General features: G+C 64.2%; 30 protein-coding genes. 29 read left to right on the forward strand and 1 reads right to left on the reverse strand.

All coding sequences use genetic code 11. The features are described from left to right. Positions 1-4: 4 nt before the first annotated feature. The 27 genes from rplC (at position 5) to Q5Z10_RS04125 (ending at position 14601) form a co-directional block, all read left to right on the forward strand. A complete protein-coding gene (gene rplC / locus Q5Z10_RS03995; RefSeq protein WP_025879301.1) occupies positions 5-655 on the forward strand; it encodes a 50S ribosomal protein L3 in 651 nt (216 codons plus the stop codon). A 12-nt stretch (positions 656-667) separates the two neighbouring features. Beyond that, positions 668-1273 (forward strand): 50S ribosomal protein L4, encoded by a 606-nt coding sequence (gene rplD / locus Q5Z10_RS04000; RefSeq protein WP_004145337.1) that lies wholly within the window; start codon positions 668-670, stop codon positions 1271-1273. Next, positions 1270-1569: a 50S ribosomal protein L23 gene (rplW, locus tag Q5Z10_RS04005; RefSeq protein ID WP_004145338.1), complete on the forward strand. Its 300-nt coding sequence runs from the start codon at positions 1270-1272 to the stop codon at positions 1567-1569. The genes rplD and rplW overlap by 4 nt, the downstream gene beginning before the upstream one ends. A 10-nt stretch (positions 1570-1579) precedes the next feature. Continuing rightward, positions 1580-2407, forward strand: a complete 828-nt coding sequence (gene rplB / locus Q5Z10_RS04010) for a 50S ribosomal protein L2 (RefSeq protein WP_053519741.1) — start codon at positions 1580-1582, stop codon at positions 2405-2407. Between the two features lie 6 nt (positions 2408-2413). Continuing rightward, complete coding sequence (gene rpsS, locus Q5Z10_RS04015; protein WP_004154485.1) at positions 2414-2683, forward strand: 30S ribosomal protein S19; 270 nt, start codon at positions 2414-2416, stop codon at positions 2681-2683. A gap of 12 nt (positions 2684-2695) precedes the next feature. Beyond that, entirely contained in the window at positions 2696-3031 is a 336-nt protein-coding gene (gene rplV, locus Q5Z10_RS04020) for a 50S ribosomal protein L22 (protein ID WP_080375339.1), read from the forward strand. Between the two features lie 18 nt (positions 3032-3049). Further along, positions 3050-3781 carry a 30S ribosomal protein S3 gene (rpsC, locus tag Q5Z10_RS04025; RefSeq protein ID WP_303638037.1) on the forward strand — a complete coding sequence of 244 codons (732 nt, stop codon included), beginning with the start codon at positions 3050-3052 and terminating at the stop codon, positions 3779-3781. Between the two features lie 5 nt (positions 3782-3786). Continuing rightward, positions 3787-4200, forward strand: a complete 414-nt coding sequence (gene rplP, locus Q5Z10_RS04030; RefSeq protein WP_025879305.1) for a 50S ribosomal protein L16 — start codon at positions 3787-3789, stop codon at positions 4198-4200. Next, on the forward strand, positions 4200-4385 hold the full coding sequence (gene rpmC, locus Q5Z10_RS04035) for a 50S ribosomal protein L29 (RefSeq protein WP_004154487.1): 186 nt from the start codon (positions 4200-4202) through the stop codon (positions 4383-4385). Before rplP ends, rpmC begins: the two co-directional genes overlap by 1 nt. Positions 4386-4396: 11 nt before the next feature. Further along, positions 4397-4666, forward strand: a complete 270-nt coding sequence (rpsQ, locus tag Q5Z10_RS04040; protein WP_303638038.1) for a 30S ribosomal protein S17 — start codon at positions 4397-4399, stop codon at positions 4664-4666. 12 nt (positions 4667-4678) lie between these two features. Continuing rightward, positions 4679-5047, forward strand: a complete 369-nt coding sequence (rplN, locus tag Q5Z10_RS04045; RefSeq protein WP_010483978.1) for a 50S ribosomal protein L14 — start codon at positions 4679-4681, stop codon at positions 5045-5047. Between the two features lie 16 nt (positions 5048-5063). Then, on the forward strand, positions 5064-5381 hold the full coding sequence (rplX, locus tag Q5Z10_RS04050) for a 50S ribosomal protein L24 (protein ID WP_004154490.1): 318 nt from the start codon (positions 5064-5066) through the stop codon (positions 5379-5381). 11 nt (positions 5382-5392) lie between these two features. Next, positions 5393-5935, forward strand: coding sequence for a 50S ribosomal protein L5 (rplE, locus tag Q5Z10_RS04055; RefSeq protein ID WP_004145361.1), 543 nt, complete (start codon positions 5393-5395; stop codon positions 5933-5935). 18 nt (positions 5936-5953) lie between these two features. Then, complete coding sequence (gene rpsN, locus Q5Z10_RS04060) at positions 5954-6259, forward strand: 30S ribosomal protein S14 (RefSeq protein ID WP_049470498.1); 306 nt, start codon at positions 5954-5956, stop codon at positions 6257-6259. A gap of 234 nt (positions 6260-6493) precedes the next feature. Beyond that, complete coding sequence (rpsH, locus tag Q5Z10_RS04065; RefSeq protein ID WP_004145387.1) at positions 6494-6892, forward strand: 30S ribosomal protein S8; 399 nt, start codon at positions 6494-6496, stop codon at positions 6890-6892. 17 nt (positions 6893-6909) lie between these two features. Further along, entirely contained in the window at positions 6910-7434 is a 525-nt protein-coding gene (rplF, locus tag Q5Z10_RS04070) for a 50S ribosomal protein L6 (RefSeq protein ID WP_303638039.1), read from the forward strand. A 32-nt stretch (positions 7435-7466) separates the two neighbouring features. Then, positions 7467-7820, forward strand: coding sequence for a 50S ribosomal protein L18 (gene rplR, locus Q5Z10_RS04075; RefSeq protein WP_303638040.1), 354 nt, complete (start codon positions 7467-7469; stop codon positions 7818-7820). A 161-nt stretch (positions 7821-7981) separates the two neighbouring features. Then, on the forward strand, positions 7982-8524 hold the full coding sequence (gene rpsE, locus Q5Z10_RS04080; protein WP_303638041.1) for a 30S ribosomal protein S5: 543 nt from the start codon (positions 7982-7984) through the stop codon (positions 8522-8524). After that, positions 8517-8705, forward strand: a complete 189-nt coding sequence (gene rpmD / locus Q5Z10_RS04085) for a 50S ribosomal protein L30 (RefSeq protein ID WP_303638042.1) — start codon at positions 8517-8519, stop codon at positions 8703-8705. Before rpsE ends, rpmD begins: the two co-directional genes overlap by 8 nt. 6 nt (positions 8706-8711) lie before the next feature. Next, positions 8712-9155: a 50S ribosomal protein L15 gene (gene rplO / locus Q5Z10_RS04090; RefSeq protein ID WP_053519751.1), complete on the forward strand. Its 444-nt coding sequence runs from the start codon at positions 8712-8714 to the stop codon at positions 9153-9155. 7 nt (positions 9156-9162) lie between these two features. Further along, positions 9163-10530, forward strand: coding sequence for a preprotein translocase subunit SecY (gene secY / locus Q5Z10_RS04095; protein ID WP_025879317.1), 1368 nt, complete (start codon positions 9163-9165; stop codon positions 10528-10530). A 345-nt stretch (positions 10531-10875) separates the two neighbouring features. Next, positions 10876-11232 (forward strand): 30S ribosomal protein S13, encoded by a 357-nt coding sequence (rpsM, locus tag Q5Z10_RS04100; protein WP_004145437.1) that lies wholly within the window; start codon positions 10876-10878, stop codon positions 11230-11232. An 11-nt stretch (positions 11233-11243) separates the two neighbouring features. Continuing rightward, the gene (gene rpsK, locus Q5Z10_RS04105; protein ID WP_004145443.1) at positions 11244-11633 is read left to right on the forward strand and encodes a 30S ribosomal protein S11; all 390 of its coding nucleotides are present in this window, start codon (positions 11244-11246) and stop codon (positions 11631-11633) included. 15 nt (positions 11634-11648) lie between these two features. Further along, positions 11649-12278: a 30S ribosomal protein S4 gene (gene rpsD, locus Q5Z10_RS04110; RefSeq protein ID WP_004145446.1), complete on the forward strand. Its 630-nt coding sequence runs from the start codon at positions 11649-11651 to the stop codon at positions 12276-12278. A 55-nt stretch (positions 12279-12333) separates the two neighbouring features. Beyond that, entirely contained in the window at positions 12334-13332 is a 999-nt protein-coding gene (locus Q5Z10_RS04115) for a DNA-directed RNA polymerase subunit alpha (protein ID WP_004145453.1), read from the forward strand. Between the two features lie 194 nt (positions 13333-13526). Beyond that, positions 13527-13910: a 50S ribosomal protein L17 gene (gene rplQ, locus Q5Z10_RS04120; protein ID WP_005408217.1), complete on the forward strand. Its 384-nt coding sequence runs from the start codon at positions 13527-13529 to the stop codon at positions 13908-13910. A 184-nt stretch (positions 13911-14094) separates the two neighbouring features. After that, the gene (locus Q5Z10_RS04125; protein WP_303638043.1) at positions 14095-14601 is read left to right on the forward strand and encodes a disulfide bond formation protein B; all 507 of its coding nucleotides are present in this window, start codon (positions 14095-14097) and stop codon (positions 14599-14601) included. Between the two features lie 64 nt (positions 14602-14665). Here the strand turns inward: Q5Z10_RS04125 and Q5Z10_RS04130 are convergent, their stop codons facing one another. After that, positions 14666-16792, reverse strand: coding sequence for a TonB-dependent receptor (locus Q5Z10_RS04130; protein WP_303638044.1), 2127 nt, complete (start codon positions 16790-16792; stop codon positions 14666-14668). Between the two features lie 220 nt (positions 16793-17012). Here Q5Z10_RS04130 and Q5Z10_RS04135 point away from each other — a divergent pair, with 220 nt between their 5' ends. Then, a complete protein-coding gene (locus Q5Z10_RS04135) occupies positions 17013-18389 on the forward strand; it encodes a class II 3-deoxy-7-phosphoheptulonate synthase (protein ID WP_303638045.1) in 1377 nt (458 codons plus the stop codon). Positions 18390-18605: 216 nt separating this feature from the next. Next, positions 18606-19793: a mechanosensitive ion channel family protein gene (locus tag Q5Z10_RS04140; RefSeq protein WP_303638046.1), complete on the forward strand. Its 1188-nt coding sequence runs from the start codon at positions 18606-18608 to the stop codon at positions 19791-19793. Positions 19794-19821: the final 28 nt, after the last annotated feature.

Here is a 19821-nt window from a genome sequence, read left to right on the forward strand (position 1 = left end):
GACCATGACGAAGAAGTATTCGTTGGGCTTCGTGGGCCGCAAGGCCGGCATGAGCCGCGTGTTTACCGAAGATGGTCGTTCCATCCCGGTGACCCTGATCGAAGCAACCCCGAACCGCATCGCGCAGATCAAGACCGTCGAAACCGACGGCTACAGCGCCGTGCAGGTGACCGTCGGCGCGCGTCGCGCTGCCCTGGTCAACAAGCCGGAAGCCGGCCACTTCGCCAAGGCGAAGGTGGAAGCGGGTCGTGGCCTGTGGGAATTCCGCGTTGAAGACGCCCAGCTCGGCGATTTCGCCGTGGGTGGCGAAGTCAAGGCGGACATCTTTGAAGTCGGCCAGATCGTCGACGTCCAGGGTGTCACCAAGGGCAAGGGCTTCCAGGGCACCATCAAGCGCTACAACTTCCGTATGGGTGACGCTACCCACGGCAACTCGCTGTCGCATCGCGCGCCGGGTTCGCTGGGTCAGCGCCAGACGCCGGGTCGCGTGTTCCCGGGCAAGAAGATGTCCGGTCACATGGGCGCCGTGCAGCAGAGCACCCAGAACCTGGAAGTTGTCAAGGTCGACGTCGAGCGCGGTCTGATCGCGGTTCGCGGCGCCGTTCCGGGCGCGGCGGGTGGCGACGTGATCGTCCGTCCGGCGAGCAAGGCATAAGGAGAGATGACGATGGAACTCGTTATCACGGGTAGCAACAACAAGGTCTCGGTCTCCGACGCCGTGTTCGGTCGCGATTTCAGCGAAGATCTGGTCCACCAGGTCGTCGTTGCTTACCGCAACGCCGGTCGCGCCGGCACCAAGGCGCAGAAGACTCGCTCCGAAGTGGCAGGTACCACCAAGAAGTCGAAGAAGCAGAAGGGCGGCGGCGCGCGTCATGGCGCACTGACGGCTCCGATCTTCGTCGGCGGCGGTGTCACCTTCGCGGCAAAGCCGCGCAGCTTCGAGCAGAAGGTCAATCGTAAGCAGTACCGTGCCGCCATGTGCGCGATCCTGTCCGAGCTGAACCGTCAGGGCCGTCTGACCATCGTGGAGTCCTTCGATGTCGAAGTGACCAACACGAAGGGTCTGATCGCCAAGCTGGCCGGCCTGGAAGTGGGCAAGCGCCCGCTGATCGTCACTGAAGAAGCCTCCGAGCACCTGTACCTGTCCGCCCGCAATCTGCCGTACGTGCAGGTGCGTGACGTGCAGGGCCTGGACCCGGTGTCGCTGGTCGGTGCCGACACGGTCGTCATCACCGCTGACGCGGTCAAGAAGGTCGAGGAGTGGCTGGCATGAACAGCAACGAAAAAATCTTCAGCGTGCTGCGTGCCCCGCGTGTCTCCGAAAAGACCGCGCGCCTGCAGGAACTCTCCAACCAGTATGTCTTCGAAGTTTCGAACGAAGCCACCAAGGCCGATGTAAAGGCCGCGGTCGAGCAGCTGTTCGACGTCAAGGTCGAAGCTGTCAACGTGGTCAACGTCAAGGGCAAGAACAAGTCCTTCCGTAACCGTGCTGGCCGCCGCGGCGATTGGCGCAAGGCGTACGTTCGCCTGGCCGACGGCCAGTCGATCGATGTAACGGCCAAGGCCTGAGGTACATCCCATGCCATTGATGAAATTCAAGCCCACCTCCCCCGGCCGTCGTTCGGCCGTGCGCGTGGTCACGCCCGACCTGCACAAGGGTGCTCCGCACGCCGCACTGGTCGAGTCGCAGAGCCGTTCCGGTGGTCGTAACCACCACGGCCGCATCACCACCCGTCACGTTGGTGGTGGCCACAAGCAGCACTACCGCATCATCGACTTCAAGCGCAACAAGCTGGGCATCCCGGCGCGCGTGGAACGCATCGAATACGATCCGAACCGCACCGCCCACATCGCCCTGCTGTGCTACGTCGACGGTGAGCGTCGCTACATCATCGCCCCGAAGGGTCTGAAGGCGGGTGATCAGGTGATCGCCGGTTCGGATGCCCCGATCAAGGCGGGCAACACCCTGCCGCTGCGCAACATCCCGGTCGGTACCACCATCCACTGCATCGAGCTGAAGCCGGGCAAGGGCGCCCAGATCGCCCGTGCCGCGGGTGCTGCGGTGCAGCTGGTAGCTCGTGAAGGCATCTACGCCACCCTGCGCCTGCGCTCGGGTGAAATGCGCAAGGTTCCGGTCGAGTGCTGCGCGACCATCGGCGAAGTCGGCAACGACGAGCACAGCCTGGAAAAGCTGGGCAAGGCCGGTGCCAAGCGTTGGCGCGGCGTCCGCCCGACCGTTCGTGGTGCTGCCATGAACCCGGTTGACCACCCGCACGGTGGTGGTGAGGCGAAGGCCGGCCAGGGTAATCCGCATCCGGTCACCCCGTGGGGTGTCCCGACCAAGGGTTACAAGACGCGCCATAACAAGCGCACTCAGCAGTTCATCGTCCGCGATCGTAGGGGCTAATCGACCATGGCACGTTCACTCAAGAAGGGCCCGTTCGTCGATCACCACCTCGTCAAGAAGGTGGAGGCCGCTGCGGGCAGCAAGAAGCCGATCAAGACCTGGTCGCGCCGTTCGATGATCCTGCCTGACATGGTAGGCGTCACCATTGCCGTGCATAACGGCAAGAACCACATCCCGGTTCTCGTCAACGAGAACATGGTCGGCCACAAGCTCGGCGAATTTGCCATCACCCGGACCTTCAAGGGTCACGGTGGTGACAAGAAGTCGGGCAAGTAAGGAGAGATGACAATGGAAGCGAAAGCCATCCTGCGCACTGCGCGCATCTCCCCGCAGAAGGCACGTCTGGTCGCTGACCAGGTGCGCGGTCTGCCGGCCGAGCGTGCCGTCAACCTGCTGAAGTTCTCGGACAAGAAGGCTGCACACCTGATCAAGAAGGTGGTGGAGTCGGCTATTGCAAATGCCGAGAACAACCAGGGCGCCGACGTCGACGAGCTGAAGGTTCAGACCATCATGGTTGATGAAGGTCCGACCCTGAAGCGTTTCATGGCGCGGGCGAAAGGCCGCGGCACCCGCATCCTCAAGCGCACCAGCCACATCACTGTGGTTGTGGGCGCCGGCAAGTAAGCGGATAAGGAAAAGACCATGGGTCATAAAGTTCATCCGATTGGTATCCGTCTCGGTATTTCCAAGGACTGGAACTCCAAGTGGTACGCCAACAAGGCCGAGTTCGCTGGTTATCTGGCAGCCGACCTGAAGGTGCGGGAAATGCTGCGCAAGAAGCTCGCGCAGGCCGGCATCAGCAAGATCCTGATCGAGCGTCCGGCGAAGACCGCTCGCGTGACGATCCACACCGCCCGTCCGGGCGTGGTGATCGGCAAGCGCGGTGAGGACATCGAGAAGCTGCGCAAGGAAGTGAGCGAGATGATGGGCGTTCCGGCGCACATCAACGTCACCGAAGTGCGCAAGCCCGAGCTGGACGCACAGCTGGTTGCCGAATCGATCGCGCAGCAGCTGGAGCGTCGCATCATGTTCCGCCGCGCAATGAAGCGCTCGGTCGGCAACGCAATGCGCCTGGGTGCCCTGGGCATCAAGGTCAACGTGGGTGGCCGCCTCAACGGTGCTGAAATCGCCCGTTCGGAGTGGTACCGCGAAGGCCGCGTGCCGCTGCACACGCTGCGTGCCGACATCGACTATGGCTTCGCTGAAGCCAAGACGACCTACGGCATCATCGGCATCAAGGTCTGGATCTACAAGGGCGAGGTCTTCGATTTCTCCCAGGTTGGCCAGGAAAAGCAGGACGACACCCCGCGCAACGATCGTAACGATCGCGGCGACCGTGGTGACCGTCAGCGCCCGGCTCGTGAAGCGAGGTAACGACAATGTTGCAACCCAAGCGAACCAAGTACCGCAAGGTGCACAAGGGCCGTAACGAAGGCCTGAGCTGGAGCGCCAACGCTGTCAGCTTCGGCGAATACGGCCTGAAGGCAACCGCCCACGGTCAGCTGACCGCGCGTCAGATCGAAGCGGCCCGCCGCTCGATCAGCCGCTACGTCAAGCGCGGCGGCAAGATGTGGATCCGAGTGTTCCCCGACAAGCCCATCACCAAGAAGCCCATCGAAGTTCGAATGGGTTCGGGTAAGGGCAACGTGGAATACTGGGTGGCCCAGATCCAGCCCGGCCGCATGATCTATGAAATCGAGGGTGTTACCGAGGAAGTGGCACGCGAGGCGTTCCGCCTGGCCGCCGCCAAGCTCTCGGTCACCACCACTTTCGTGACCCGGACGGTGCGCTGATGGATATCAAAACTCTCCGTGAAAAGTCGGCTGACGAACTCAAGGCCCACCTGATCGACCTGCGTAAGGAACAGTTCTCTGTCCGTATGCAGCAGGTCACCGGCCAGCTGCCGAAGACACACGACATCCGCCGGGTCCGTCGCGAGATTGCTCGCGTCAAGACCCTGCTCGGCAGCACGAAGTAAGGATGGCCGCTATGAGCGACAATACTGAAAACAAGACGCTGCGCACGGTCGAAGGCCGTGTCGTCAGCAACAAGATGGACAAGACGGTTACCGTCCTGGTTGAGCGTCAGGTCAAGCACGCACTGTACGGCAAGTACATCAAGCGCTCGACGAAGCTGCACGCCCACGATGCCGACAACGCCTGCAACGAAGGCGACGTCGTCCGCGTGACCGAGATTGCTCCGATGTCCAAGACCAAGAACTGGCGCGTGGTGGAAGTCATCACGCGTGCGGCTGAATAAGGAGTCTGAATCATGATCCAGATGCAGAGCTACCTTGACGTCGCGGACAATTCGGGTGCCAAGCAGGTGATGTGCTTCAAGGTGCTGGGTGGTTCCAAGCGCCGTTACGCCGGTATCGGCGACATCATCAAGGTCACCGTGAAGGATGCGATCCCGCGCGGCAAGGTCAAGAAGGGCGAAGTGTATGACGCCGTCGTGGTGCGTACCCGCAAGGGTGTGCGTCGCGCCGACGGCTCGCTGATCCGCTTCGACGGCAACGCTGCCGTTCTGCTGAACAACAAGCAGGAGCCGATCGGTACCCGTATCTTCGGGCCGGTGACCCGTGAACTTCGTTCGGAGAAGTTCATGAAGATCGTCTCGCTCGCTCCCGAAGTGCTGTGAGCGACAGGAGATAATCATGGCTAACCGTATCAAGAAGGGCGACCAGGTTGTCGTCAACGCCGGCAAGGACAAGGGCAAGCAGGGCGAAGTCGTCCGCGTCGACGGCGACCGTGTGGTCGTCGCCAACGTGAACATCGTCAAGCGCCACACCAAGCCGAACCCGCAGGCAGGTGTTGCCGGCGGCGTGGTCGAGCGTGAAGCGTCGATCCATATCTCCAACGTGAATGTGCTGAACCCGGCTTCGGGCAAGGGCGAACGCGTTGGCTTCAAGGTGCTGGAGGATGGACGCAAACTGCGTGTGTTCCGCTCCAGCGGTGAGGCGCTTGACGCCTGAGGAATGAGAAGATGACTTCCCGTCTCGAAAAGTTTTACAAGGAAGAAGTGGTGCCGGCGCTGATGAAGCAGTTCGGCTACACCAATCCGATGGAAGTGCCGAAGCTCGTCAAGGTCACCCTGAACATGGGTGTCGGCGAAGCGGCCACCAACAAGAAGATCCTGGAAAACGCCGTCGGCGACATGACCAAGATTTCCGGCCAGAAGCCGGTTGTCACCAAGTCGCGTATCTCGGTTGCGTCGTTCAAGATCCGTGATGGTTGGCCGATTGGCTGCAAGACCACGCTGCGTCGCCACAAGATGTACGAGTTCCTGGATCGCCTGATCAACATCTCGCTGCCGCGCGTGCGCGACTTCCGTGGTGTTTCCGGTCGTTCCTTCGACGGTCGCGGCAACTTCAACATGGGTGTGAAGGAACAGATCATCTTCCCGGAAATCGACTTCGACGCTGTCGACGCGATCCGCGGCATGGATATCGCCATCACCACCACTGCGAAGACCGACGCGGAAGCGAAGGCGCTGCTGGCAGCGTTCAAGTTCCCGTTCCGTAACTGATTCGTCGAGGAAACCGAAATGGCAAAGACCTCCATGGTCAACCGCGACATCAAGCGGGAAAAGCTGGCCAAGAAGTACGCCGACAAGCGTGCGGCTCTGAAGAAGATCGTGTCCTCGGTGGACGCGAGCTACGAAGAGAAGATCGACGCCGCAACCAAGCTGGCCAAGCTGCCGCGCGATTCGTCGCCGAGCCGCCAGCGCAACCGTTGCGAGCTGTCGGGCCGTCCGCGTGGCGTCTACAGCAAGTTCGGCCTCGGCCGCAACAAGCTGCGTGAAGCCACCATGCGTGGCGACGTTCCGGGCCTGCGCAAGGCCAGCTGGTAATCCCAGCCGGTCCTGCCAGCGGGGGCTCCCCAGGGAGCCCCTGCAGCCGGGGAAGGGGCGCGTTCAGCTTTCCTTCTGCAAAAAACCCGAAGAGCCCGACGCAAGTCGGGCTCTTTTGGCGTATACTCCCGCGTCTTGCCCTGCGCAACGCGTAAGGGGTAGGGGGCCTGGCCCGTTTCCAGGAGACAACAGATTTTCGCGAAAGCGGATATCGGTGCACTCAAAGGTACTCATATGAGCATGACTGATCCCATCGCCGACCTGCTGGTCCGCATCAAGAATGCGGCAGCGGTGGGCAAGCAGACGGTGAAAGCCCCGTCGTCCAAGATCAAGGTTGCGATCGCCCAGGTCCTGAAGGACGAGGGTTACATCACCGACCTGCGCGTTACCGCGCTCGAGAACAACAAGTCCGAGCTGGAAATCGTGCTGAAGTATTTCGAAGGCAAGCCGGTCATCGCGACCCTGAAGCGCTTCTCGCGTTCGGGCCTGCGCCAGTACCGCGGCAAGAGCGAACTGCCGAAGGTCATGAACGGCCTGGGTATTTCCATCATTTCCACCTCCAAGGGCATCATGACTGATGCGCAGGCGCGCCAGCTGGGCGTCGGCGGCGAAGTCCTGTGCTTCGTGGCCTAAGGCGAAAGGAGTAGACCATGTCCCGCGTAGCCAAGAAGCCGATCGACCTGGGTAAGGTTGAACTGAGCGTCCAGTCCGACAACGTCATCGCCAAGGGCCCGAAGGGCACCCTGTCGCTGGCCAAGCCGGCTGGCATTGCCATCAACGTCGAGAACGGCGTTGCCACCCTGAGCACCGACAACGTGGACCTGATCCCGCTGACCGGTACCGTCCGCGCCATCCTGTCCAACATGGTCAAGGGTGTTTCCGAAGGCTTCGAGCGCAAGCTGGAGCTGGTCGGCGTGGGTTACCGTGCTGCCATGCAGGGCAAGGACCTGAGCCTGTCGCTCGGTTTCTCGCACCCGGTCGTGTTCGTGGCGCCGGAAGGCATCACCATCACCACCCCGACCCAGACCGAGATCCTGGTGCAGGGCGCTGACAAGCAGGTCGTCGGTGAAGTCGCCGCCAAGATCCGTGCGTTCCGCAAGCCGGAACCGTACAAGGGCAAGGGCGTGAAGTACTCCGACGAAGTCATCATCCGTAAGGAAGCCAAGAAGGCCTAATTAGGCGCTTCCGCTTTCAAGGGAAAAACATCATGAACAAGAACATCGCCCGCCTGCGTCGCGCCAAGTCGACCCGCGCCCACATCCGTGAGCTCGGTGTTGCCCGCCTGTCGGTGCTGCGCACCGGCCAGCACCTGTATGCGCAGGTCTTCACCGCTGACGGTTCCAAGGTGCTGGCTGCCGCCAACACCACCCAGGCCGACATCAAGGAAGGCCTGAAGAACGGCAAGAACGCTGACGCCGCCGCCAAGGTTGGCCGCATCGTTGCCGAGCGCGCCAAGGCCGCCGGCATCGAGAAGGTTGCCTTCGATCGTTCGGGTTACCGCTACCACGGCCGCATCAAGGCCCTGGCAGACGCCGCCCGCGAAGCCGGCCTGCAGTTCTAAGGCACAAGGGCAGGGGGCTTCGGCCCCCTTGTCCGCCTGCTCGCCAGCCTGAGCGAGGCTGGACGGCGCCACTCTTCTGCAGTGGTCCACCGGAACAACGCGTCATTCCACAACCATAAGCGGCCTCGAGCCGTACATACCCAAACAACCAAGGAATCAACATGGCAGAAGAACGTCAGCAGCGGGGTCGCGATCGCGACCGCAACCGCGAAGAGAAAGTCGACGACGGCATGATCGAGAAGCTGGTCGCGGTCAACCGCGTCAGCAAGACCGTGAAGGGTGGCCGTCAGTTCACCTTCACCGCCCTGACCGTCGTCGGCGACGGCGAAGGCAAGGTCGGTTTCGGTTATGGCAAGGCCCGTGAAGTGCCGGTCGCCATCCAGAAGTCGATGGAGCAGGCGCGCAAGAACCTGGTCAGCGTCGACCTGAACAACGGCACCCTGTGGCACAGCATCAAGGATGGCCACGGCGCTGCACGCGTGTTCATGCAGCCGGCCTCCGAAGGTACCGGCGTCATCGCCGGCGGTGCCATGCGCGCCGTGCTGGAAGCCGTTGGCGTGAAGAACGTGCTGGCCAAGGCCACCGGTTCGCGCAACCCGATCAACCTGGTGCGTGCCACCGTGAAGGGCCTGACCGCAGCGCAGTCGCCGGCCCGCATCGCGGCCAAGCGCGGCAAGAAGGTGGAGGAACTCAACCATGGCTAATGAGTCCAAGACTGTGAAGGTGCGCCTGGTGCGCGGCCTGCGTGGTGCTCAGTCGCGTCACCGCCTGTCGGTGCGTGCTCTGGGTCTGAACAAGCTCAACGATGTGCGTGAACTGAAGGACAGCCCGCAGGTTCGCGGTCTGATCAACACCGTTCACTACCTCGTCAAGGTTGAGGAGTAATCGATCATGACTCTGCGTCTCAATGAACTGAGCCCGGCACCGGGCGCCCGTACCGAGCGCACCCGCGTCGGTCGCGGTATCGGCTCGGGCCTGGGCAAGACTGCCGGCCGCGGCCACAAGGGTTCGTTCGCCCGCAAGGGTGGCGGCAAGATCAAGGCTGGCTTCGAAGGCGGCCAGACCCCCATGCAGCGTCGTCTGCCGAAGATCGGCTTCCGTTCGCCGATCGCCAAGGACACCGCTGAAGTGCTGCTGTACCAGCTGGACAAGCTGCCGGCCGGTGAGATCGACTTCGCCGCCCTGCGTGCCGCCAAGCTGGTCCCGAGCACTGCCAAGAAGGCCAAGGTCGTCGTCAAGGGCGAAGTGACCAAGGCGTTCACCCTGAAGGGTGTTGCTGCCACGGCCGGTGCCAAGGCTGCGATCGAAGCTGCCGGCGGCAGCGTAACGGAGTAAGAAAATCATGGCGCAAGCTGGCATCGGTAACCTCGCGGGCGGAATGGGCAAGTTCACTGAACTTCGCCAACGTTTGCTGTTCGTCGTCGGGGCTTTGATCGTCTATCGCATCGGCTGCTACGTGCCGGTGCCGGGCGTCAATCCCGATGCCATGCTTGCCATGATGCAACAGCAGGGCGGCGGCATCGTGGACATGTTCAACATGTTCTCGGGCGGCGCCCTGCACCGTTTCAGCATCTTCGCGCTGAACGTGATGCCGTACATCTCGGCATCGATCGTGATGCAGCTGGCCGTGCACATCTTCCCCGCCCTGAAGGCGATGCAGAAGGAAGGTGAGTCCGGTCGCCGCAAGATCACCCAGTATTCGCGCATCGGCGCGGTGCTCCTGGCCGTGGTGCAGGGCGGTTCGATCGCGCTGGCGCTGCAGGGCCAGGTGTCGCCGACCGGCGCTCCGGTGGTGTACATGCCGGGCATGGGCTTCGTGCTCACCGCCGTGGTGGCACTGACCGCCGGCACCATGTTCCTGATGTGGGTCGGTGAGCAGGTCACCGAGCGCGGCATCGGCAACGGCGTGTCGCTGATCATCTTCGCCGGTATCGTGGCGGGCCTGCCGGGTGCGGTCATCCACACCTTCGACGCCTACCGCGACGGCAACATCCAGTTCATCCAGCTGCTGCTGATCGCCATTGTCGTGCTCGCCTTCACCTTCTTCGTGGTGTTCGTCGAGCGCGGCCAGCGCCGGATCACGGTGAACTACGCGCGCCGCCAGGGCGGTCGCAACGCGTACATGAACCAGACCTCGTTCCTGCCGCTGAAGCTGAACATGGCCGGCGTCATCCCGGCGATCTTCGCCTCCAGCCTGCTGGCCTTCCCGGCCACCCTGGCCATGTGGTCCGGCCAGGCGGCCAACCAGAGCACCTTTGGCCAGACCCTGCAGAAGGTCGCCAATGCCCTGGGTCCGGGCGAGCCGCTGCACATGATCGTGTTCGCTGCGCTGATCACCGGTTTCGCGTTCTTCTATACGGCGCTGGTGTTCAACTCGCAGGAAACCGCCGACAACCTGAAGAAGTCGGGCGCGCTGATTCCGGGCATCCGTCCGGGCAAGGCCACCGCCGACTATATCGACGGCGTGCTGACCCGCCTGACCGCTGCCGGTTCGGCCTACCTGGTGATCGTCTGCCTGCTGCCGGAACTGATGCGCACGCAGCTGAACGCCTCGTTCTACTTCGGTGGCACCTCGCTGCTGATCGTGGTGGTGGTGGTGATGGACTTCATCGCCCAGGTGCAGGCGCACCTGATGTCCCACCAGTACGAGAGCCTGCTGAAGAAGGCCAACCTGAAGGGCGGCAACCGCGGCGGTTTTGCTCGCGGCTGATTGGCCTGTTATACTTTCGTCTTCCTGACGTGATGGTCCTCCGCTTCGCGGACTCCGGCCACACAAACGAAGGGCGGCCCCCGCAGCGGTTCCGGGTGGGGGTGTGATGAGGTGGTCCCGCGCTGGAGTAGCGCGGGCGGCCCCGGGGGAAACCCAGGTCCAACCCCATCCGGCGCCGGAGCCTGGGCACACTCCCCAGGCCGGGTTCATGAAACCTCTGGTTTCACGGGCTTCCATGTAAACCGGAACCTTGGTAGTATCACTGGTTCACTTTTTTGATCCATCCTGCCGGATCGGCGTGCCTGGAGCGCGCTGTCGGCCATCACTCAGCTGGAGAACCGCGTCATGGCGCGTATTGCAGGCGTCAACCTGCCAGCCCAGAAGCATGTCTGGGTCGGGTTGCAAAGCATTTACGGCATCGGCCGTACCCGTTCGAAGAAGGTCTGCGAAGTCGCAGGCGTGGCTTCGACCACCAAGATCCGCGATCTGTCGGAGCCGGAAATCGAGCGCCTGCGCGCCGAAGTCGGCAAGTACATCGTGGAAGGCGATCTGCGCCGTGAAATCGGCATCGCGATCAAGCGCCTGATGGACCTGGGCTGCTACCGCGGCCTGCGTCACCGTCGCGGTCTGCCGCTGCGTGGCCAGCGCACCCGTACCAACGCCCGCACCCGCAAGGGCCCGCGCAAGGCGATCAGGAAGTAAGGGACCTATAAATGGCTAAGCCCGCTGCTAAGACCAAGAAGAAGATCAAGCGCGTCGTCACCGACGGCGTTGCCCACGTCCACGCTTCGTTCAACAACACCATCGTGACCATCACCGACCGCCAGGGCAACGCTCTGTCGTGGGCGACCTCCGGTGGCGCTGGCTTCCGCGGTTCGCGCAAGTCGACCCCCTTCGCTGCCCAGGTGGCTGCCGAGAAGGCCGGTCGTGCTGCGCTGGACTACGGCGTGAAGTCGCTGGAAGTCCGCATCAAGGGCCCGGGTCCGGGCCGTGAGTCGGCCGTGCGTTCGTTGAACAACGTCGGCTACAAGATCACCAACATCATCGACGTGACGCCCATCCCGCACAACGGGTGCCGTCCGCCGAAGAAGCGTCGCGTCTAAAGGGAGCGATAAGAAATGGCTCGTTATATCGGTCCTACCTGTAAGCTCGCCCGTCGCGAAGGCGCCGACCTGTCCCTGAAGAGCCCGGCGCGTGCGCTGGACTCCAAGTGCAAGCTGGAGCAGAAGCCCGGCCAGCACGGCGCCACTGCCCGCAAGGGCAAGCTGTCCGACTACGCCACCCAGCTGCGTGAAAAGCAGAAGGTCAAGCGTATCTACGGTCTGCTGGAGCGTCAGTTCCGCAACTACTACAAGAAGGCCTCGACCAAGAAGGGCAACACCGGCGAGAACCTCCTGCAGCTGCTGGAAACCCGCCTGGACAACGTTGTCTACCGCATGGGCTTCGCCGTCACCCGTCCGGCTGCCCGTCAGCTGGTGTCGCACCGCGGCGTCACCGTGAATGGCAAGTCGGTCAACCTGGCTTCGTACCAGGTCAAGGCTGGCGACGCCATCGCTCTGTCCGAGAAGGCTGCCAAGCAGCTGCGCGTCCAGGAAGCCCTGACCGTCGCCGCCCAGCATGACCTGAGCCCGTCGTGGGTTGAAGTGGATTCCGGCAAGTTCACCGGCATCTTCAAGGCTGTTCCGGATCGTTCGGATCTGCCTGCGGACATCAACGAAGCGCTGATCGTCGAGCTGTATTCGAAGTAATTCACATTGGAGAGCCCCCGGCGACGGCCGGGGGTTCACTAGGAGAACCCGCAACATGACGGTTACCGCCAACCAGGTTCTGCGTCCTCGCGGTCCGCAGATCGAACGCCTTACCGACACCCGTGCAAAGGTCGTTATCGAACCTTTGGAGCGGGGTTACGGGCATACGCTGGGCAATGCCCTGCGTCGCGTGCTGCTGTCGTCCATCCCGGGCTTCGCCATCACGGAAGTCGAAATCGACGGCGTGTTGCATGAGTACACCACGGTCGAAGGTCTGCAGGAGGACGTGCTCGAAGTCCTGCTGAACCTGAAGGACGTGGCCATCCGTATGCACTCCGGCGACAGCGCCACCCTGTCCCTGTCCAAGCAGGGTCCGGGCGTTGTCACCGCTGCCGATATCAAGGTCGACCACAATGTGGAGATCCTGAACGGCGACCACGTGATCTGCCACCTGACCAAGGACACGGCAGTGAACATGCGTCTGAAGATCGAGCGTGGTTTCGGCTACCAGCCGGCTGCTGCGCGTCGTCGTCCGGACGAAGAAACCCGTGCCATCGGCCGCCTGGTCCTGGACGCCTCGTTCTCGCCGGTCCGCCGCGTCGCCTATGCCGTGGAAGCGGCCCGCGTCGAACAGCGTACCGACCTGGACAAGCTGGTCATCGATATCGAGACCAACGGCACCATCGACGCCGAGGAAGCCGTGCGCACCGCCGCCGACATCCTCAGCGACCAGCTGTCGGTGTTCGGTGACTTCACCCACCGCGACCGCGGTGCGGCGAAGCCGGCCAACAACGGCGTGGATCCGGTGCTGCTGCGCCCGATCGACGATCTGGAGCTGACCGTGCGTTCGGCCAACTGCCTGAAGGCCGAGAGCATCTACTACATCGGCGATCTGATCCAGAAGACCGAAGTCGAGCTGCTGAAGACCCCGAACCTGGGCAAGAAGTCGCTCACCGAAATCAAGGAAGTGCTGGCCCAGCGTGGCCTGTCGCTTGGCATGAAGCTGGAGAACTGGCCGCCGGCCGGCGTCGCCAGCCACGGCATGCTGGGCTGATAAAGCCTCCTGCTGTACCTGGAGGCTCCACCGTTCGCGGTGGAGCCTTCAACGCTACACATTGCCACGACGAATGAAGGTTCGCGGGGCAGGGCGTCCAGGACGGGCGACCAGGACCATCCGCAGTCCACGCAGCAACGCCAGGATGGCGACAACGATCCGCAAAGCCGCATCATTAACCAAGGAATATCACCATGCGTCACCAGAAATCCGGCCGCAAGTTCAGCCGCACCAGCGCCCACCGCGAAGCGATGTTCAAGAACATGGCTGCCTCGCTGTTCAAGCACGAGCTGATCAAGACCACCCTGCCGAAGGCCAAGGAACTGCGCCGCGTCGCCGAGCCGCTGATCACCCTGGCCAAGGTCGACTCCGTCGCCAACCGCCGTCTGGCCTTCGCCCGCCTGCGCGACAACGAAGCCGTCGGCAACCTGTTCACCATCCTGGGCCCGCGCTACGCGAACCGTCCGGGCGGCTACCTGCGTCTGCTGAAGTGCGGCTTCCGCGCCGGCGACAACGCACCGATGGCCTACGTCGAACTGGTTGACCGTCCGGTCGTGGCCGAGGAAGTGGCCGAGTAATCGGACCGCTCCAACGCGACACAGCGAAAGCCCGGCTTCTGCCGGGCTTTTGCGTTTCCGGCAGCGCCCGGCCATGCCCGGCGTCGCCGATACGCCGCACCGTTCCGACGGGCGTCACCTGTGGCGGTTCGAATGGCGCCCGCTCTCGGTTACGCTTGGCGCCTGATCCATTCGAGCGTTCACGATGAATCCACTGCGCTGGCCTTTCCGCGCCCAGTTCCTCCTGGGGTTCCTGATCTGCGCGGGCCTGTTGGGCTACGCCATCTTCCTGCAGTTGAAGATGGGGCTGGAGCCGTGTCCGCTCTGCATCTTCCAGCGCCTGGCCTTTGCCGCGCTGGGCCTGCTGTTCCTGATCGGCGCGCTGCATGGCCCGTCCAATCGTCCGGGGCGCGCCACCTACGGCATCCTTGCCTTCATTGCGGCCGCCGTGGGCGTGGGTATCGCCGCGCGCCACGTCTACGTGCAGATGCTGCCGCCGGAAATGGGTTCCACCTGTGGCCCGCCGCTGGCCTTCCTGAGCGAGACCATGGGGCCGCTGGAAGTGTTCCGCACGGTGCTGACCGGCACTGGCAACTGCGGCAACATCGACTGGACCTTCCTGGGCCTGACCATGCCGATGTGGTCGGGCGTGTGGTTCGTTCTGCTGGCGCTGTGGGCGCTGCTGGTGTCGCTGCGCAAGATCAAGCGCTGAAGCAGGGGAGTGCCGGCCGCTGGCCGGCACACTCTGGGAATGCCGGCCAGCGGCCGGCACTGCCTCAGAAGTCCTGCTGCAGGCTCAGGTAGGCGCCGCGGCGCGGTCCCCATTGCGGGGCGAACACGCCGACACCGCCGCCATCGCGCAGCTGGTAGCTGCGATCCAGTGCGTTGATCACGGCCAGCTGCACATGCAGCGGATGACCGCTGTCGGCATTGAAGTCGTGCCCGGCGCTGAGGTTCACCTGCAGGTACGACGGCAGCTGGCCACCATTGGGCACACCCTCGATGTCCGAACGCAGGCCGCTGCCGAACACGTAGTTGGCACCGATCCGGTTGTGCCCGGCGAAGGCGTAGCTGACGCCACCCGACGAGGTCAGCTTCTGGTCGTGGTCGAGATGGATCCAGTGGTTGGCCACATAGGCCAGTGCGTCGGGATCGAGGTTGTACTGGCCGGTGATGACCTGGGTGCCGATGGCCTTGTTGTACGCCGCGTTGACGTAGGCGCTGAACGGGCCGTTGCTGTAGTCGGCACTGAACTCCAGCCCACGGATGTGGCCACGGCGGTAGTTGAAGGTCGAGTAGATGTAGGCGGCGCCGAACTGGCCTTCGTCCTGCAGCCGCGCCACGCGTCGATCGTAGGCATCCAGGCCGAGCGTCAGGTGCTCGCCCAGCTGCTGCGAGACGCCGATGTCGTAGTAGTCGCTGCGTTCGGCCAGCGGCGTGCTGTTGCCGCCGCTGGGCTGCTGGTTGCTGGTGCCGTCGTACAGGGCGATGTCGCTGCTGGCGATCAGCTCGCTGGCCGGTGGCGTGAAATAGCGTGAATAGCCGGCGTGCACGGTGGTGCTGTCGCTGGCATTCCAGACCACGCCCAGACGCGGGCTGAGCTGGCCCTCGGTGTGGCCGAAGGCCTTGTAGCGGTCGCCGCGTAGGCCGTAGTTCACGGTCCAGTCGTCGCCGATCTTCCATTCGTCCTGCACATACAGCGCCAGCGTGCTGGCATGGAAGGCGCTGCGGTCCGGGATCAGCAGCGGCGTGGTGCTGGACTGCTGGCCGGCGTCATCCACCGGGAACACCCAGCTGCTGTTGCTGGCCCGCGCGTTCTCGTCGTTGCCGTACAGGCCATAGCGCAGCGTGTGGTCGTTGCCCAGCGGCGTGGAGAAATCGGCCTGCAGGGTGTCGGCGCGGTTGCTGCGCTGCACCTGCGAGGCGACGCCGCTGAACACCAGATCGCCGATGACGTCAGGGTTGAACGCCACGTCGCTGTAGCGCTGCCCGGCCGATAGCTGGTAGGCGGTGCTGCCCAGCGTGCCCTGCAGCACCAGCATGCCGAAGCGGGTGGTCTCGCGCTGGGTCTCATCCAGCTGGCTGGAATCGAAGGTGGTGGTATCGAGATAGCCGAACTGTGGCGTCTGGCCCGGATTGACCGGGATCTGGAAGCGGTTGTTGGCGAAGCCGGCGAACACACTCAGGCGGGTGGTGTCGTTGACCAGGTAGGTCAGGTCGGCGAAGGCCTTGCCCTGGTGGGTATCGTCATGCTCCGGCTTGCGCGAGCGGGTCGGGTTTTCCAGGCCGACCTCGTTCTGGTCGTAGTTGCCGGTCAGGAACCAGCTCCAGCGCCCCTGGTTGCCCCACCAGGAGGCATTCGGATTGACCTTGCCGAACGAGCCGGTGGTGATGCCGACGCTGCCGCCATTGCCGAGCTGGGCGCCGCTGCGGGTGGTGATGTCGACCACCGCGGCGGTGCGCTCGCCGAACTGGGCCGGCAATGCGCCGTCCATCAGCCGGATGCTGCTGATCGTGCGCGCATCCAGGGTCTGGCCGAAGCCGGAGATCGATTCGGGCAGCAGCACGCCATTGATGCGGTACTGCAGGTTGGCGTGGTCGCCGCGTACGTGCACGCCGCCATAGGAGTCCTGGACGACGCCCGGGGCCTGCAGCAGCACCTGGCTGAGCGGCGCGGAGGCGCCAAGCGGCTGTTTCTGGATGTCCTCGGCGGTGATCTGGTACTGGCTGCTGCCGATGTCCGGCGACAGCGCGTTGCGGGCCTGGTCAAGCTGGGCACTCACGGTGACCGTGTCCAGATCCTTGACTGCAGGCCCGGCCTCATCGGTGCTGGCGGCGAAGGCGGGGAGGCTGGCCAGGGCCAGGGCGAAGGTGATGCCGGTAGCGAGGGGCGAGGGCTTCATCGTGGGAGAGGGATGGCAGGGCGTGGAAGGGGCCGATCCATGACGTGCAAGTGTTACTCCGTAACAGATCATGCGCCTGTCCCGCGCCGCGGACCATGCTGGATCTGGCTGCTCGTACCCGCCTTTCCCTGCCGTTCAGGCGACCCGGCCGGCCCGGCTGGGCCTTTGCGCCAGCGGCCGGCTCTGCGACCATGACCGCCCCCCACCCCGGATGTCCGTGATGAGCCTGTCCGCCGTTCCGCCCGCTCCTGATCCTGCCACTGGCGCTGTCTGGTCGCCGGAGAGCTGGCGTGGCAAGACCGCGCTGCAGATGCCGACCTATCCCGACCCGGTGGCGCTGGACGCGGCCCTTCATGAGTTGAAGCGGTTGCCGCCGCTGGTGACGTCCTGGGAGATCCTGGCACTGAAGCAGCAGTTGGCCGATGCGCAGGAAGGCAGGCGCTTCCTGCTGCAGGGCGGCGACTGTGCCGAGAACTTCAGCGACTGCGAGTCGGGCACCATCTCCAACAGGTTGAAGGTGCTGCTGCAGATGAGCCTGGTGCTGGTGCACGGCCTGCGCCAGCCGGTGATCCGCGTCGGCCGCTTTGCCGGCCAGTATGCCAAGCCGCGTTCGGCCGATACCGAGACCCGCGACGGCGTGACGCTGCCCAGCTACCGCGGCGACGTCATCAATGCGCCGGCGTTCACCGAGGCGGCGCGGCTGCCGGATCCGAAGCGGATGCTGCAGGCGCACGCGCATTCGGCGATGACGATGAACTTCGTGCGTGCGCTGATCGATGGCGGCTTCGCCGACCTGCACCACCCCGAGTACTGGAACCTGGAATGGGTGAGCCATTCGCCGCTGGCTGCCGAGTACCAGAAGATGGTGGCCTCGATCGGTGATGCGGTGCATTTCATGGAGACCCTGGCCGGGGCCCGTGTGCACAATCTCAACCGCATCGATTTCTACACCTCGCATGAAGCGCTGCTGCTGCCCTACGAGCAGGCGCTGACCCGGCAGGTGCCGCGCCAGCAGGGCTGGTTGAACCTGAGCACGCACTACCCCTGGATCGGCATGCGTACCGCCGCGCTTGATGGGGCCCACGTGGAGTACCTGCGTGGCGTGCGCAACCCGATCGCGATCAAGGTGGGCCCGTCGGTGACGCCGGACCAGCTGCTGCGCCTGATCGACGTGCTCAATCCGGATGACGAGCCCGGCCGCCTGAGCTTCATCCACCGCATGGGCGCGGCGCAGATCGCGCAGAAGCTGCCGCCGCTGCTGGACGCGGTGAAGCGCGATGGCCGCCGCGTGCTGTGGGTCTGCGATGCGATGCATGGCAACACCGAGAGCACGGCCAATGGCTTCAAGACGCGGCGCTTCGACAACGTGCGTGGCGAGGTCGAGATGTCGTTCGACCTGCATGCGGCGGCGGGTACGCGCCTGGGCGGCGTGCATCTGGAACTGACCGGTGAAGACGTCACCGAATGCACCGGCGGCGCGCGTGAGCTGACCGAGCGTGACCTGGAGCGCGCCTACCGTTCCACGGTGGACCCGCGGTTGAACTACGAGCAGTCGCTGGAGATTGCGATGGCGATCGTGCGCAAGCAGAGCAGGTGAGGTAGGTTTTTCTGCAGGGCCTGCGGCCCTGCACCTGCGGTTGGCAACGGCAACGGCAACGTCAAAAGCGGGCTTTCCATGCGGCTGACACCCCGCACTCCGACACCGCCCCGCCTCTGACAGATTCCTGCGATCTGTGGGCAGGTGTGTCGGATCGCGGCTGGGAGCGGCAGCGCGCATGCGATGGCGCGTATCCATACAACGCGCTAATGCGCCATGCGCGACCCTGTCCGCTCCTGTGTTGAGGTGGAGGTGGCAAGGGTGCGTTGGGAGCACATGCAGGCCTATGCGTGGCCGTTGGGACTGGCGCTGGTGATCGGCGGCATCGGTGCGTGGCTGATCCTTTGGATATATCACCGGCTGAAGGGGCGCGATCGACGCCGTGCACGCATCGGGCGCGTGCTCGGCCTGCCGCTGGCCACGGCGTTGCCGCTGCTGTTGCTGATTCCCGCGCTGCAGGCGACGCCGCTGCAGGATCCGCTGCTGGGCAATCTGCAACGGGTGCTGCATATCAGCCTGGTGGCCTGTTTCGTCTGGCTGCTGGTCCGGGGTGTCAGCGCCATCGAGCGCGCCATCCTGCGCAGCAACCCGATCGACGTGGCCGACAACCTGGAAGCGCGCCGCATCCAGACCCAGACCCGTGTGCTCAGCCGGGTGATCATGGGCGGCATCATCGTCCTCGGCGCCTCGCTGGTGCTGCTGCAGTTCGACATGGTGGCCAAGATCGGTTCGGCACTGCTGGCCTCGGCGGGCCTGATCGGCCTGGTGGCCGGTATCGCCGCCAAGCCGGTGTTCGGCAATCTGATCGCCGGCCTGCAGATCGCGGTGACACAGCCGATCCGGCTCGATGATGTGGTGATCGTGGAGGGCGAGTGGGGGCGCGTCGAGGAAATCGGCAGCAGCTATGTGGTGGTGCGGATCTGGGATGAGCGGCGGATGGTGGTGCCGCTGACCTGGTTCATCGAGAACCCGTTCCAGAACTGGACGCGGCGCAGCGCCGACCTGCTGGGCACTGCGTTCCTGTGGCTGGATTACCGGGCGCCGATCGCAGCGATCCGCGCCGAGCTGGAGCGGATCTGCCAGGGCCAGCCGCTCTGGGACGGGCGGGTGTGCGTGACCCAGGTGACCGAGACCAGCGAGCGCGCGATCCAGGTGCGCCTGCTGGTCAGTGCGCGCAGTTCCGGTGATGCCTTCGATCTGCGCTGCCTGGTGCGTGAGCGCATGCTGGACTTCCTGGCCCGCGAGCATCCGCAGGCGCTGCCGCAGCTGCGGGCGCGGCTGCAGCAGGATGATGAGCTGGACATGCCGCGCGGGCCGCGTGCACGCACGGCGGATGTGCGCTCGCCCGGTGCGGAAGACGGGGAGGCGGCGATCGTGCCGGTGGAGCAGGAACCCGAACGCTAGCGCCGGGCCATGCCCGGCGAGCGCAGTG

The organism is Stenotrophomonas sp. 704A1, from assembly GCF_030549525.1.
GTDB lineage: Bacteria > Pseudomonadota > Gammaproteobacteria > Xanthomonadales > Xanthomonadaceae > Stenotrophomonas > Stenotrophomonas tuberculopleuritidis.

Coding starts and splice junctions, on each gene's coding strand:
- rplC (WP_025879301.1), top strand. CDS start 5: ATGACGAAGAAGTATTCGTTGGGCTTCGTGGGCCGCAAGGCCGGCATG.
- rplD (WP_004145337.1), top strand. CDS start 668: ATGGAACTCGTTATCACGGGTAGCAACAACAAGGTCTCGGTCTCCGAC.
- rplW (WP_004145338.1), top strand. CDS start 1,270: ATGAACAGCAACGAAAAAATCTTCAGCGTGCTGCGTGCCCCGCGTGTC.
- rplB (WP_053519741.1), top strand. CDS start 1,580: ATGCCATTGATGAAATTCAAGCCCACCTCCCCCGGCCGTCGTTCGGCC.
- rpsS (WP_004154485.1), top strand. CDS start 2,414: ATGGCACGTTCACTCAAGAAGGGCCCGTTCGTCGATCACCACCTCGTC.
- rplV (WP_080375339.1), top strand. CDS start 2,696: ATGGAAGCGAAAGCCATCCTGCGCACTGCGCGCATCTCCCCGCAGAAG.
- rpsC (WP_303638037.1), top strand. CDS start 3,050: ATGGGTCATAAAGTTCATCCGATTGGTATCCGTCTCGGTATTTCCAAG.
- rplP (WP_025879305.1), top strand. CDS start 3,787: ATGTTGCAACCCAAGCGAACCAAGTACCGCAAGGTGCACAAGGGCCGT.
- rpmC (WP_004154487.1), top strand. CDS start 4,200: ATGGATATCAAAACTCTCCGTGAAAAGTCGGCTGACGAACTCAAGGCC.
- rpsQ (WP_303638038.1), top strand. CDS start 4,397: ATGAGCGACAATACTGAAAACAAGACGCTGCGCACGGTCGAAGGCCGT.
- rplN (WP_010483978.1), top strand. CDS start 4,679: ATGATCCAGATGCAGAGCTACCTTGACGTCGCGGACAATTCGGGTGCC.
- rplX (WP_004154490.1), top strand. CDS start 5,064: ATGGCTAACCGTATCAAGAAGGGCGACCAGGTTGTCGTCAACGCCGGC.
- rplE (WP_004145361.1), top strand. CDS start 5,393: ATGACTTCCCGTCTCGAAAAGTTTTACAAGGAAGAAGTGGTGCCGGCG.
- rpsN (WP_049470498.1), top strand. CDS start 5,954: ATGGCAAAGACCTCCATGGTCAACCGCGACATCAAGCGGGAAAAGCTG.
- rpsH (WP_004145387.1), top strand. CDS start 6,494: ATGAGCATGACTGATCCCATCGCCGACCTGCTGGTCCGCATCAAGAAT.
- rplF (WP_303638039.1), top strand. CDS start 6,910: ATGTCCCGCGTAGCCAAGAAGCCGATCGACCTGGGTAAGGTTGAACTG.
- rplR (WP_303638040.1), top strand. CDS start 7,467: ATGAACAAGAACATCGCCCGCCTGCGTCGCGCCAAGTCGACCCGCGCC.
- rpsE (WP_303638041.1), top strand. CDS start 7,982: ATGGCAGAAGAACGTCAGCAGCGGGGTCGCGATCGCGACCGCAACCGC.
- rpmD (WP_303638042.1), top strand. CDS start 8,517: ATGGCTAATGAGTCCAAGACTGTGAAGGTGCGCCTGGTGCGCGGCCTG.
- rplO (WP_053519751.1), top strand. CDS start 8,712: ATGACTCTGCGTCTCAATGAACTGAGCCCGGCACCGGGCGCCCGTACC.
- secY (WP_025879317.1), top strand. CDS start 9,163: ATGGCGCAAGCTGGCATCGGTAACCTCGCGGGCGGAATGGGCAAGTTC.
- rpsM (WP_004145437.1), top strand. CDS start 10,876: ATGGCGCGTATTGCAGGCGTCAACCTGCCAGCCCAGAAGCATGTCTGG.
- rpsK (WP_004145443.1), top strand. CDS start 11,244: ATGGCTAAGCCCGCTGCTAAGACCAAGAAGAAGATCAAGCGCGTCGTC.
- rpsD (WP_004145446.1), top strand. CDS start 11,649: ATGGCTCGTTATATCGGTCCTACCTGTAAGCTCGCCCGTCGCGAAGGC.
- Q5Z10_RS04115 (WP_004145453.1), top strand. CDS start 12,334: ATGACGGTTACCGCCAACCAGGTTCTGCGTCCTCGCGGTCCGCAGATC.
- rplQ (WP_005408217.1), top strand. CDS start 13,527: ATGCGTCACCAGAAATCCGGCCGCAAGTTCAGCCGCACCAGCGCCCAC.
- Q5Z10_RS04125 (WP_303638043.1), top strand. CDS start 14,095: ATGAATCCACTGCGCTGGCCTTTCCGCGCCCAGTTCCTCCTGGGGTTC.
- Q5Z10_RS04130 (WP_303638044.1), bottom strand. CDS start 16,792: ATGAAGCCCTCGCCCCTCGCTACCGGCATCACCTTCGCCCTGGCCCTG.
- Q5Z10_RS04135 (WP_303638045.1), top strand. CDS start 17,013: ATGAGCCTGTCCGCCGTTCCGCCCGCTCCTGATCCTGCCACTGGCGCT.
- Q5Z10_RS04140 (WP_303638046.1), top strand. CDS start 18,606: ATGCGCGACCCTGTCCGCTCCTGTGTTGAGGTGGAGGTGGCAAGGGTG.